6 protein-coding genes and 3 pseudogenes are annotated in these 13,631 nt (G+C 44.4%); 5 read left to right on the forward strand and 4 right to left on the reverse strand.

The features are described from left to right. Positions 1-52 precede the first annotated feature (52 nt). The 4 genes and pseudogenes from KW548_24625 (at position 53) to cqsA (ending at position 5,315) form a co-directional block, all read left to right on the forward strand. Positions 53-1,030 carry a GTP-binding protein gene (locus tag KW548_24625; GenBank protein ID QXX08753.1) on the forward strand — a complete coding sequence of 326 codons (978 nt, stop codon included), beginning with the start codon at positions 53-55 and terminating at the stop codon, positions 1,028-1,030. 402 nt (positions 1,031-1,432) lie between these two features. Further along, positions 1,433-2,834 (forward strand): annotated as a pseudogene (clcA, locus tag KW548_24630) (H(+)/Cl(-) exchange transporter ClcA). 116 nt (positions 2,835-2,950) lie between these two features. Then, positions 2,951-3,919 carry a TDT family transporter gene (locus tag KW548_24635; protein QXX08754.1) on the forward strand — a complete coding sequence of 323 codons (969 nt, stop codon included), beginning with the start codon at positions 2,951-2,953 and terminating at the stop codon, positions 3,917-3,919. 215 nt (positions 3,920-4,134) lie between these two features. Beyond that, a pseudogene (gene cqsA / locus KW548_24640) lies at positions 4,135-5,315 on the forward strand (quorum-sensing autoinducer CAI-1 synthase). 56 nt (positions 5,316-5,371) lie between these two features. Here the strand turns inward: cqsA and KW548_24645 are convergent. The 4 genes and pseudogenes from KW548_24645 to KW548_24660 all read right to left on the reverse strand — a co-directional run bounded on the left by KW548_24645 (position 5,372) and on the right by KW548_24660 (position 12,984). Continuing rightward, positions 5,372-7,427 (reverse strand): annotated as a pseudogene (locus KW548_24645) (hybrid sensor histidine kinase/response regulator). 197 nt (positions 7,428-7,624) lie between these two features. Further along, positions 7,625-10,672 (reverse strand): SMC family ATPase, encoded by a 3,048-nt coding sequence (locus KW548_24650; protein ID QXX08755.1) that lies wholly within the window; start codon positions 10,670-10,672, stop codon positions 7,625-7,627. Positions 10,673-10,681: 9 nt separating this feature from the next. Then, complete coding sequence (locus KW548_24655) at positions 10,682-11,812, reverse strand: exonuclease SbcCD subunit D (protein ID QXX08756.1); 1,131 nt, start codon at positions 11,810-11,812, stop codon at positions 10,682-10,684. Between the two features lie 83 nt (positions 11,813-11,895). Continuing rightward, positions 11,896-12,984: a ketoacyl-ACP synthase III gene (locus tag KW548_24660; GenBank protein QXX08757.1), complete on the reverse strand. Its 1,089-nt coding sequence runs from the start codon at positions 12,982-12,984 to the stop codon at positions 11,896-11,898. A gap of 175 nt (positions 12,985-13,159) precedes the next feature. On the opposite strand from KW548_24660, the gene trxC reads away from it, so the two are divergent. Further along, the gene (gene trxC, locus KW548_24665) at positions 13,160-13,594 is read left to right on the forward strand and encodes a thioredoxin TrxC (GenBank protein QXX08758.1); all 435 of its coding nucleotides are present in this window, start codon (positions 13,160-13,162) and stop codon (positions 13,592-13,594) included. Positions 13,595-13,631 lie beyond the last annotated feature (37 nt).

The following is a 13,631-nucleotide window of genomic DNA, read 5'->3' on the forward strand; positions in this document are numbered from 1 at the left end:
CCACACTCACCTTTGATATAGTCACAGCAATGTTATCAACGAGTTTCGCACGATGAAAATCCCAACCAATATCATTACTGGTTTTCTGGGGACCGGAAAAACCACGACAATACTTAACCTGCTGAAAGAAAAACCCGCTGACCAGCATTGGGCAGTTCTGGTCAATGAATTTGGTGAAATTGGTATTGATGGCGCCATGCTCACGGAGCAAGGCGCGATGATCAAAGAAGTACCCGGTGGTTGCATGTGTTGTGCTGCTGGAGTCCCGACTTCCGTTGCCCTTACCGCGTTGCTACGTACGCAGCCCGATCGTCTGATAGTTGAACCAACCGGCTTAGGCCACGCCCACAAGATTCTCGCAACCTTAACCTCGGCTCAGTTTCGAGATTACATTGACTTAAGAGCCACTATAGGATTAGTCGATCCTCGCAACCTATCCAACCCTAAGTATGTTGAGAATCAAAACTTTAACGACCAGCTCAACATCGCAGATATTGTGATTGGTAATAAGGTAGACGCGTGTCATGTCGGTGATATCGATGCGTTTAACGACTGGGTTTCCGATCAAAACCCACCCAAGATTTATAGCCAACTTGTCAAGCAAGGGCGTTTCCCTATAGAACTTCTCGACAACCAGAGAAGGGAAACAACAGTGTCGACGGATATTGCACAGCACCATCATGAACACGCTGAGGCAGAACCACAATTTGCTCTAGCACCGGATCAGGTAATGGTCCGCAAAGAAAACAAAGGCCAAGGCTACTTCAGTTGTGGCTGGTTATTTGGTGCAGAAGTCACGTTCAGTTTTGATGACCTATTCTCTGTGTTATCAGACTTAACTGCCGAACGTGTCAAAGGCGTAATGAACACAGATAGAGGCTGCTATGCCTTCAATGTCAGCCACGGTGTTGTCTCTGTTAATGAGATGTCATTGGAGGGTTTCGAAAGCCGTCTGGAAGTGATCGATAGCCAACTGCTTCCATGGGATCAGTTGGAAACAGTACTCAAGAAAATTGCCTCACTTGATTAGCCTTCTCTAAACGACAAAAGGCGCACCCTTCAGTGCGCCCTATCCCTCGTTACTCAATCGTGAGTTTGCGAATCAGGACCGTGTGTTTTTGCGCCCTGATCATAAAACGAGGATCTCAAAATGATGTGTTGAATCCATCCAAATTGTAGGTAAGGCTTTTAATCCTCCATGCGGGTTGGTTCAGATTGCCTTACGTTTTAACTATGGTTCAAAACGCTAAAAGTGCAAGGAGATAAACGTGATCTCTTACCAATTCCTGACTATTTTTGAACTCTCACATCCTTCATATTTGAAAATCAACATTTCATTCTTGACGCTATAGTTAAACTTACACAAGCGTATAATTCTCATGAGAGACATCAATATTTACAATGCAACCAATCGAATGAGGTTACCTTTTTTATGACCAAGAGAGAGAAAATTAAGCAATCCCTTTTAGCGAGTATGCCAAAGGATGCAATTAATCAGTTTCTCTCTAAAGATAAAACACCTGTTTCTGTTCTCGTCCTTTCTTTACTTGTCGGTATTCTTGCCGGCATAGTGGGTACCTTGTTCGAGATTGCCGTTCATTTTGTCTCTGAAACCCGGACTGACTGGCTCAAACAAGCTATTGGTAGCGCGTTGCCGCTGTGGCTCGCGGCATTTTTGATCAGTGCTGCATTGGCATTTGTTGGCTACTATCTCGTTCATCGTTTTGCCCCCCGAAGCTGCCGGATCAGGCATTCCAGAAATTGAAGGAGCAATGGATGGTATACGCCCCGTTCGTTGGTGGCGTGTTATCCCTGTGAAATTTTTTGGTGGTATGGGCGCACTGGGCTCAGGCATGGTACTTGGCCGCGAAGGTCCAACGGTTCAAATGGGTGGCGCCATTGGCCGCATGGTGACGGATCTTTTTCAGGTCAAAAATGACGATACCAAACACACGTTACTTGCCTCTGGCGCAGCAGGAGGTTTAGCCGCCGCGTTCAATGCCCCGCTGGCTGGCATCATGTTTGTCGTAGAAGAGATGCGCCCCCAATTTCGCTATTCACTCATTTCGATTCGTGCGGTGATCATTTCTGCCATCGCTGCCAACATTGTCTTTCGTTACATTAATGGTCAAGATGCGGTGATCACTATGCCGCAATACCACCCGCCAGAACTGGCAGCTTTGTGGCTCTTCTTGCTTTTAGGTGCCATGTTTGGTGTTTTTGGTGTGGTGTTTAATCGCCTCGTGACTCTCTCTCAAGACTTGTTTGTCAAACTGCATAAGAATGATCGTCGACGTTACCTGATCACAGGAAGCGGTATAGGTGGTTGTTTTGGTTTAATGCTGCTTTATCTGCCAGAAATAACCGGAGGCGGTATTAGCTTAATTCCGACCATCACTAACGGTGGCTACGGTGCGACGGTGCTACTGGTTTTATTCGCTGCAAGGATCCTCACCACACTGATTTGTTTTGGCTCTGGGGCACCCGGCGGTATCTTTGCGCCGATGTTAGCTTTGGGTACGCTATTTGGTTATGCATTTGGCTTAATCGCCCATGGTTTAATGCCTGAATTGATGATTTCACCCGGCATGTTTGCGATCGCAGGTATGGGTGCTTTGTTCGCGGCCACCGTGCGTGCGCCGATCACTGGCATATTGTTAGTGATCGAAATGACCAACAACTACTACCTAATACTGCCACTGATCATTACCTGCTTGGGGGCCGTTATTTTTGCTCAGTTACTCGGTGGGCAGCCGATTTATAGCCAACTGTTACATCGAACATTAAAAAATGAGAAGTTAAGACAAGAAGACCTTCCCTGCGACTCAAAATGACAATTGCACAGTAACCGCTCAGCTTGATATGATCTTGTGCCCTGAATGATCTGTAGCACGGATTTGCTCAATCATTAGGGCCAATCATTTCTTTCAAGCTAGTCAGGATTATGCCGTTGAACTGGAAACGCTTTACACACTTTCACAGTGTGCCCCCCTCACAAGCCGCATTAGCGCTGGGCATGATAGGACTCGGTCATGCATGGGCATTGTATATTCCTGACATTGGCGTTTTTATCCGCCCTTATCTTGCTGCAGGCGGTGCTATTCTGCTGCTTCCAGTGCTAATAAAATACTTCAGCAGTTACTCCACTTTCATCAACGATATTCGTCACCCACTGAGCGGCAGCTTGATGGCCCCCATGAGTATGGCATTGTTGATCTTATGTGATTACCTCGCCGTGATCTCGCCCTTGATCGCCTACCCTTTGTGGTTTGCGGCGCTGTTACTTCACATCACCATGATGGTGTTGTTTTTCTTCTTTCAAATAACACGCTTCAAGATGGCCAATATTGTTCCTAGTTGGTTCCTGTATCCGGTAGGGTTAATTAGTAGCTCATTGGCAGGTACCAAATTCGGTCATAACGTATTTTCAGAAACCTTAGTCAGCGTCTGTATTACGATATACTTCTTTATGTTGCCGCTAGTGCTCTATAGGCTGATGTTTGAAGGTCGGCTTCCACGCAGAGCAAGGCCAACACTCGCCATAATGGCGGCACCAATTAATCTGTCATTGGCCACCTATTTGGTTAACTTCCAAAAGCCAGATCCTATTCTCACTGGCGCTTTGGCTGGTATTGCTATCACTATGACGTTAACCATCTACCTGTGTTACTTCCGTCTAATGCGACTAAAATTCCAACCTTCCATTGCGGCCGTCACCTTCCCTTCTGTCATTAGTGCGATCGCGATGCACCGTCTGACGAGCTTTTTCGAGCAGTATCATCCGCACTGGCACTGGCTTCACAAATTTGGATTTTTTGAGCTGAGTGTCGCCACCGCACTGGTAGCATGGGTACTGATTGGCTATATCAAAATGTACTGGCCTGAATTTTTCACGCCGAAGATAAAAGTAAATTCGTAATAATTAAACTGGGAGAAAAAAAGAAATCAATGGGATATTAATTCAGAATAGAGCCCCTTGAGGGTATTTATTCCTAATTAATATACAATTAACTATAATTATATCTGTTATCATATGCAAGAAAATCACATTTTATATTAGATTTATTATTCAACTGAATTTATACATAGCTAGGTCAGCTGGCGCTTACGAAAAATACCATAAGGCTATGTATTATGAATATGTTAACTACACCATCCCATTTACCCGATTTTATCAATAAACGAATCGACTATTATGTTTCTGACTTAATAAATAAAAAAGATAATGGAAGAAACCTAGTTGTAGGTAAGAAACCCCATCTTGGTGATATCATTTTGCAAAGTAATGATTATCTTGCACTTACCCATCACCCTAAAATCATCGATGCTCAAGTTAATTCATTGCTCTCCAACAAAGACACGGCATTTATGTCTAGTGTGTTCTTGCACAGCGATGGACTGGATAAAACGGTTGAGCATCATCTCGCTGACTACACTGGATTTCAAACCTGCACCATTGCACCGTCGGGATGGATTGCCAATATTGGTCTACTACAAACTATCTGTGATTCAGAAACCAATGTGTATATAGACTTTTTGCGCATATGTCGCTTTGGGAAGGCGCACGAATCGCAGGGGCCAACATCCATCCTTTTATGCACAACAATACCAATCACCTCAAACGTTTAATTAAACGCAATGGACCAGGTGTGGTTTTGATTGATTCTATATACAGTACCATCGGAACCATAGCGCCACTGCAGGAAATGGTGACTTTAGCAAAAGAGATGGATTGCGCGATCGTTGTCGATGAGTCCCACTCTTTAGGCATATATGGTCTTAAGGGAGCAGGACTAGTTCAAGAACTTGAGCTCACCAATAAAGTGGATTTCATCACTGCCAGTCTGGCGAAGACCTTTGCTTATCGTGCTGGTGCTGTTTGGTGTAACAACTTAACAGGTCAAGTGGTACCATACGTCTCATTTCCATCTATTTTTAGTTCAGCAATGATGTCATTTGAGTTAGATAGAATTGACGCTACGCTAAACGTTATCAAGGAAAGCGACCAATCACGTCAGCGTTTAATGGAGTGTTCAGCGCAAGTACGTGAGGGACTAAAAGATATTGGTTACGATATTCGTAGCGAATCTCAGATAATCAGCTTAGAAACTGCAGAGAAAACTAACACGCGTAAAGTTAGAGATTTTTTCGAAGATAATGGCGTATTTGGCTCTGTTTTCTGTACTCCTGCTACACCTGATAATAAAAACATCTTGCGCTTATCTTTAAATAGTGCCCTAAGTAATCATGATATTGATAAGATTTTATCGGTTGCAAAACAAGCTAAGAGTAATAAGGAACTATACTTCGTCTAATTAAGCTAACGCCTCTTATTAAGAGGCGTTACTATTTAAAAAAATAGCGTATTGAATTAAATATAGTCTGCAACCTTATCAAGCAACTTAACTTGATCGACAGGTTTAAGTAGGTATCCATTCATCCCAGCTTGATCAATTTTAGAAAGGGTTTCTTTTCGACTATCACCGGTATGCCCAAGAATCGGCACGTTAGCGTAGACTTCTTCTGATTCTCGAATAAGAGTCGTCGTTGCTAACCCATCCAACATTGGCATTTCGAGGTCCATCAAAATCAAATCAACTTGCTCATTACTTAGTACACTTAACACTTCATTACCATCACCTGCCTGAGAAACTTGATAACCCTGTTTATTCAATAAGATCGTCGTTAACTGTCTCAACGATTCATTGTCATCGGCAATCAAAATGCGTTTCCCAACGACTTTAGGTGTCTTTTTCGGAATGAGGTTACGGTTAGGCTCAACATTACCAAAAATAAGTGCATCGACCGACTGTGCGACATCAAGTAGGAACTGTTTTTTGTCTTTTGGATAGAAAGTAAGGAATCGACTAAATCTATTGTGATATTCACCATCCTGAACAAAAAGCATCACGATTTTAGCTTCGGTAAAATGGAGCTTAGACTCCAGCATTAAATACTCTTGCTCACTACAGACTTCTAGATCAAGTAGTATCAAATCGTATTCAAACTCAAACTCTTCTTTACGCTGAGCTTGCGCAAAATCCACCTCGTCACATAGCGCACCCGTGTAGAAGGTAAATTCGTTTAGTTTGCGCTTTACTGCCTCATCGTCGCCAACGTAAAGTATTGATTTATCTCTTAGAATATCTTGTTTGATTGTGGACACTTTTGGGGACTCATATCGAGGAAATGTAAGGGTAAAACGTGTCCATTCTCCGAGTGCGGACTCACATTTTATCTTGCCGCCGAATGCTTGCATGACACGTTTGCAAAAAGGTAATCCAAGCCCATAGCTTGAGGATTTTCCAGAAGTATAGAAATCTTGAAAGATAAACTCTAACTTTTCTTTTTCTATCCCGATTCCGTTATCTTCAAAGATTAAATAGTTGAATTCATGATCACTTCTAAGTGTGATCGCGATTTTAAACTCTTCTCCATTCTGATAATAAAGTGAATTTTTGAGCAGATTATACAATGCATATTTCAGTAATGTATCACTACCAAAGTAGTCAAAGCCACCTTCGACATTTAAACACACCACTTCTTTTGCATGATCGCTGGGATAAGAAAAACTGGCGAGTGATTCTCTTACAATTTGCTCCACGGAAAAAGCCCTAAACGTTGAGTGCGACACGCGACTCTGGTCAATGGAGGTAAGCAATAAGTCTATGGCTTCATTACCATTACGTATGACCTCATCGGCTCCAGAAAGCACTTCTTTCATACGAATAATATCAAGCTTATCTATCTCGGCTTTATCCCCTTTCATCATTTTAACTGACGGCAAAGACGCATCAAGTACATCAACAGACGCCTTAAGTGCACTTAACGGATTACGCATTTCATGCGCAATCCCTGCGCCAAATGACTTAGCAATAGAGACTTTTGCTTCATGTTCAACTTGATTGCGAAAATAGAACAAGTTACCAAAGATATAGGTAAACAAAAATATCGGAATATAAGGCCAAATGATAACGACTTCAGTCTCAACTGCGCTCGGCGCATGCACGAGTCCATAACTGAGCAAGTATGCCGCAGCAACGGAGACCATCGCTTGCAGCAACATTACTCGAGTCTCATGGACTAATAAAACGTGAAGAAAGATTGAAGCCATGAACGACATTGCCCATACCGTTGACCATTCGTTCATGAACAGCATAAACGAGAAGAAGAAGGGTAAGCAGATAGTGATTGTGGCAATGTAATAGTAGGGTAGAAAACGCTTAATTGGCGGCGGCACATACTTTCTGAGCGCTAACCCAAGCAGGAGTAGAGCGCAAAAAAAATCTCAGCGGGCCATTCTCATAGGGTTGAGGGTATACGTAAGACCATATGTAGAAGTATGCGGGAAAGCCAAAGAAACCCATCCACCCGAGTAACTCAAGATTAGTGTCTGCGTATTGATAAATCTTCTTTACTACATTCATGCATTAAAACCGCTACGCGCTACTTCTTGTTCGCCTAGAGCACTGTTAAAAGCACCTTAAGCTCCCGTTAAATGAAAAGTTCTGCTAGGTACAAAAGTGTGACCTTACAACTGTGCTCAATTCGATGTTCTTAACATACACCACTGCTATAGATTGAGCATACGCAACATAGTGAACTATGTAAATTCTAGTCTGTTCTATGCATGCATACCAACCAGTTGAATATTGCTACCTAAACGAGAGGCTTCAACATCTATTCTTAACGGCATTTGCTCTTTAAGTTCACTAACATGAGATATCAAACCAATCATGCGCCCTGTTTGTTGCAATTCGATCAGCGTTTGAATGGCTAAATCCAGCGACTCTGGGTCCAAGCTGCCAAACCCTTCATCAATAAACAAGGTATCCAACCGAATGCCACCACTGTATGATTGAACGACATCCGATAAGCCAAGTGCTAAAGACAGAGCGGCCATAAAAGACTCGCCCCCGGATAAGGTGGCAACATCTCGATTCTTGCCGGTGTAGCTGTCTTCTACCATTAGGTCCAATCCACGCCCTGCCACTCCCTTGAAGCCTTCGGTTTTGCGCGCAAGAATGTAACGCCCCTTGCTCATCAAACTGAGCCTCTGGGACGCTTGGATAAGAACATCGTCCAGCAATACGCCAAGAACGAAGCGATGCAAGCTTATCCGACTCCCCGTTTTACCACTGGCGACGTCATACAGGGTTCCATACACCCTATACTCAGCTTCTAATTCAGCGTTCTTTTCGTGCAGTAAGGCAATATCACGACGAACTTTCTCAAATCGTTCAAACTTCGAGCGAGTAGTATCTAGCGCATTTCTCGCTTCAACATACTCTTGGCTGCTAAGTTCAACAAGTTTGCCCAGTTCAACTAAATCAGGAAGTTGCTGATCTTTGAGCGTGTGTTTTAAGTCTGCTAACGTCTGGTTTAATTTGACTTCGGTTTGCGCATAAGCTTCCACCGCTGCTTTCCAACGCTCTAATTGTTCATCGGTCGCTTTGCTGCGGAGGTAGTCTTGCTCATCAGAAAACTGTGCTTTTTCAATCAAGACATGCCATTGCGTTTCCGCTTTATCTAAGTCGCGCTTTGCTTGCGCTAAAAGCTGTGTGTTGCTCTGTCTTTGTCCTTCAAGCTCGGCATGGTGTTTGACCAGTCGTTTTTGCTGCTCATTGGCTTGCTCTAGGCGCGTTTGTAACGTATCAATTGAGGCTTTGGTTTGCTTATACTCATCGTCGACAGATTCCACTGATTGATATTGCTCGCCAATAGACTGTATTAGTGCCTCGAAACGCTGTTGGAGCGCCTGAGTTGTAGCGTCATGGGCAGACATCTCCTCTCTCAGGCGATGAATTTCATTGTCACCTTTTTCACAGCGTTGGTTGAGCGTTGCCACCTCCAACTCCATCTGCTCAAGGTTAATGGATGCCAATACCGCTAACTTAGCCTTCCACTCAGAGTGCTGGTTCTGCACAAGTTCTAAAGAAAGGTCTCCATGCTCCCCCAGCTCTTCCTGAAACGCTTGAATTTGAGTTTTTTGACGAGAGATCAGCACGTTCTGTTGTTCAACAAGGCGAGCTTGCTCATTGAGAGAGTTCAGGGACTGACGCTCTTGGTTACGATAAAACTCCACTTGCTCTTTAGTCACTTCTTGGCCATCAAAAGAAGCAGGTGTTGGGTGCTCAGCACTGCCACACACCGGGCAAGGCAGACCTTGTTGGAGCTTACGAGCCAGAACCGCTGCCTGAGCATTATGCCAGCGCATTTCATAGTCATCCGCTTGCTTGCTATGGGCTTGCCAATCGACCTTCAACTGTTGTACACCAGCTTGAATGGGCTGCAGACCTTGCTCTAAAGTAACCAGTTCCTTGGACAACAGCTTTAGTTTCTTGAGATCGTCAGTAAGACGCTGTAATCGCGCAAGTTCTGACTCTACCGTCGCTTTACCTGCAATGGCTAGCTTGGCATTATCGAGTTCTTGCTGAGCTTTAGATGCTTCTTGCAATAGCTTTTCTTTATGCGCCTGATATTTGATTAAGGTCGCATTGTATTCTTGTTTCTTGGTGGCAGAATCCTTGAGGCTTTTATCCAACTCCAACTTTTCGTGTAACTTAGTTTTGATGCCTTCCAACTGGTAAAGCTTATCTGTCAATGTCGGAATTGATTGGGCTTGCAGCGTCAACGTATCTAACTGCTGTTGGTGCTCTTTTATCGCAACATTCGAAAGTTGCAACGCTTTCTCAAGAGAGCTGTCTTTTTCATTCAGGTCATGGACCTGCTTTGAAAGTGAAGTCCAGTTGGTATAAGGCACGTCTAGCTTGGAAGCTTGCTGAGCGATCGCCAATTTTTGTTGAATTTGCGCGTTGCTATCGCGTTTCTCGCTATGCTCTAACAGCGCTTTATCTGCGCTTTGCAGCTTGTCAAATTCACCTTGTAATTGGTGAGCTTTCTGTTGTGCCTCTTTGCTTTTATTTAACTTTTCAAGGGCAACCTTCTCACTTAAACTCACCTCTTCCAGCCGCTTAGCGACAACGTCAAGTTGCTCGTTTAACTCTTGTTCTGTGCTGGCCTCAGCCACTTGCAGCGCACCGCGGATCTGGTTATCAAACTCATCTTTTGATTTGCTGATCGCACTCGCTTTGTCCTTAAGTGCAAACTCGATTTTCTTGTAGATGTCCGTCTGGAACAATTGACCGAAGATCGCTTCTCGATCTTTGGAGCTTGCTAGTAAGAGTTCACGAAACTTACCCTGTGGTAAGACCATCACCTGACGAAACTGAGTTTCATTCAGACCAATCAGTTCTGCAACCTCAACCTTCACCTGCGCTGTCTTGCTGGTGATAAGTTTCTGATCATTGGTAATCTCATACAAAGAGGCGGTATGTTTGCGTGTTGTCGTACCTTCGCCTCGAGCTTTAGGTGCCAATTGATCGGGTGATCTCGTGACTCTATAGCGCTTATCCTTAAGTGCGAACTCGAACACCACTTCGGTCGGTAACTCAAGCGCCGCCATATCGCAGCGCATCTGCGTTCCTTCTCTTTCATTACCTGTTGTTTGACCGTACAAAGCAAAACAGATGGCATCTAAAATGGACGTCTTACCTGAACCTGTTGGGCCGTTAATCAAAAACAGCGGATTGGAACCAAGCAATGTAAAGTCGATGGTTTCAGTGTTAGCAAAAGGGCCAAATGCCTGCATTGTTAGTGATAATGGTTTCATCGCTTGCCCTTACTGCTTTGCCAAGTGTTTGATAATGTCGATTATCGCCTGATTTTGAGCTTCGGTGAGCTCACTATTTTGCGCTTCTAGAAAAAAATCTTTGAACATATCCACTTCACTACGAGCAAGCTTTGCCTGAGCCATTTCTTGTTCAACACCCACTAACATGCCTGGCTTTTCGATATGCAGCACATTGGGGTAAACCGCGCGAAGCTTTTCCATCGGATTGAGAATGGCGTGTTTATCTAACAACCGGACCAACAAATAATCGTGATGATTCGGATCCGTTTTGCCACTGGCGATCACTTGGTCTAATTCCCCTTCGATGATTCGCATTTGGTGAGGGGCAGTGAGATCAATGTGAGTGGCTGAAACAAAGCCTTGTTTATTGAGCTCAACCAGCGTCATTCCTTTTTTCTGGTGCTGTTCCGAAAAGCTGTATTTCATCAATGAGCCCGAGTAACGAATGTAGTCTTCACCCTTTTTTTGCGGCTGGTGCAGATGGCCTAGAGCCACATAGTCAAAGTCGACAAAATGTTCATGGCTGACTCTGTCTGAGCCGCCAATTGATAAAGGACGTTCGGAGTCTGACTCGATCGCGCCATCAACAAAGCAGTGGCTGATCAAGACATTCTTTTGACCGGGTTTGAACTGAGATTTAATCTCTTCAATCAGCAGTCGATGAGCGTCATCGTGCGTTGATACGGGCTGGCCAAAGTGGTGGCGAACTAATTCAGGGTCGTTGTAAGGCATGCCATAAAACGCCACTTCGCCTTCGTCCGTACTCAAGACAACAGGTTCCACCATCTCTGCAAAATTCGAGATAATGTGTAAACCTGCCCCTTTCATTTGTGAGGAACCAAAACCTAATCGCTGGGCGCCATCATGATTACCGGGTATTAGAATGACGGGTAGCTCAAGTTCGTTGCACACCTGACGGACAAATTCGTTCATCAATTCAATCGCAGCCGTTGGTGGAACCGAGCGGTCATAGATATCACCGGCAATCACCAGAGCGTCAACAGCATTAAATTGTAGGTATTCGATCAATTGAGCCAACACAGCTTTTTGATCGTCCAGAAGAGAAACACTATGGAATTGGCGCCCGAGGTGCCAGTCAGAGGTGTGAAGAAACTTCATTTAAGCCCTGCTTTATTCTTATCGTTTAAGGCAGGATAATACCATTCTGAACCGTCTGCTATCCAGAATGGTATTGCATTTAACTAACTTGGCGCATGCTCTTTACAGAACTTGATCGCTTCATCAAGCAACTCAAGCGCTGATTTGTCACATTCAGGCAAGGCGGCATCACTGCGCCCCAAAGGCGTTACGCGGTCACCCCATTTGATATGGCCCGCTCCCCACGTCAGTCCAGCACCAAATGCGGCCAGTAGTAAGTTATCGCCAGGTTTAACGAATCCTTCCTCCATGGCTTCACATAACGCCAGAGGTACCGTAGCCGCAGACGTATTGCCATATTTGTGGATGTTCACAAACGCTTTTTCCTGACTAATACCAGACAAATCACACAGTGTTTGAATGATGCGAATGTTGGCCTGATGCGGGATCACGACGTCGACATCTTGGGTAGATAGCTTGCTACGCGCAAGTACGTTTTGAGCTGCTGAGCCCATGCCTTTAACCGCGCGTTTAAAGATTTCTTTTCCTACGAAGTTGAATTCCCAATAGCCGCTATCTGCGGCAAAGCGGTCCATTGAAGTACCAAATTTTGGTACAGAGAGAATGTCTCGCCCCTTTGAATCACAACCTAATTGAGCTTGCTGCAACCCAACGGGTTTATCGGTTTTGCTTAGCACGACAGCGCCGGCACCATCACCAAACAACACAGCAGTATCACGCATGGTCCAATCGATATAGAAAGACAGACGCTCTGCACCTATGACCAGAGCATTATTATAGTTACCCGCCTGAATCATACGTGTCGCCGTCTCTAAGCTATAGATAAAACCCGTACACGCCGCATTGAGATCAAACGCCGTTGTTCCAATCATACCAAGGTTCTGAGATACCTTTGATGCAATGTTAGGAATAAGAGAGTCTGGAGAACAGGTCGCGACGATAAGCAAATCAATATCATTCGCCTCAAGACCAGCACATGCTAGCGCATGTTTGGCGGCTACCGTCGACATATCAGACGTATTAACGTGGCTGATGCGACGATTTTCAATACCAGTACGCGTACGAATCCACTCGTCTGAAGTGTCAAGGAATGTACTTAAATCATCGTTGGAGAGCGTGGTTGGCGGCACGCATTTACCCCAACCTGTTATTTCTGCGTAGAATGTTGTCATTCGAAGCCTTTTATTCTTATTTGAGCTAGCGTCTCATTCAATCTGTTCAGTAAGACGGATAGAACTCTTGGGTAAATACTATTTTCAGAGTATAACTAGCGATTATCTGTGGTGTCATCTAATTGCTAAAATAGACGTCACACTTGCGTAGAAAAACACAAACAAGAGAAAAGTCATGTCTACATTCAACACACGCTGCCCTTCTTGCTCTGGCGTAAATCGTGTTCCCAATGAACGAGTATCTGAAAGCCCGAAATGCGGTAAATGCCAATCGGATTTACTCGACGGTGCGCCGATTGAAGGAACCGAACTCAACTTTGATGCTATTTTGAACAGCAGCCAACCGGTTGTCGTCGACTTTTGGGCACCATGGTGTAACCCATGTGTCGGTTTCGCGCCTGTATTTTCTGACGTCGCCAAAGAGCGAGCCAATAACGTTCGATTTGTAAAAATAGATACAGAAAGCCAGCAAAACCTCGCAGCTAAGTATCAAATTAGAAGCATTCCTACTGTCATGGTGTTCAAAGATGGCAAAAGAGTCGATATTATCAATGGCGCCTTACCTAAAGGACAATTTGATCAGTGGCTTAATGACGCTTTAACTAAGTAAAAGAAACAAAACTTTCCGCTTAAAAAAGGCCGCCAGT

Source organism: Vibrio neptunius, from assembly GCA_019339365.1.
Classification (GTDB): domain Bacteria; phylum Pseudomonadota; class Gammaproteobacteria; order Enterobacterales; family Vibrionaceae; genus Vibrio; species Vibrio neptunius.

What these genes read in the sequence shown, in the direction of transcription:
- KW548_24625 (QXX08753.1), top strand. Translation starts at nt 53, where the DNA reads ATGAAAATCCCAACCAATATCATTACTGGTTTTCTGGGGACCGGAAAA.
- KW548_24650 (QXX08755.1), bottom strand. Translation starts at nt 10,672, where the DNA reads ATGAAACCATTATCACTAACAATGCAGGCATTTGGCCCTTTTGCTAAC.
- KW548_24655 (QXX08756.1), bottom strand. Translation starts at nt 11,812, where the DNA reads ATGAAGTTTCTTCACACCTCTGACTGGCACCTCGGGCGCCAATTCCAT.
- KW548_24660 (QXX08757.1), bottom strand. Translation starts at nt 12,984, where the DNA reads ATGACAACATTCTACGCAGAAATAACAGGTTGGGGTAAATGCGTGCCG.
- trxC (QXX08758.1), top strand. Translation starts at nt 13,160, where the DNA reads ATGTCTACATTCAACACACGCTGCCCTTCTTGCTCTGGCGTAAATCGT.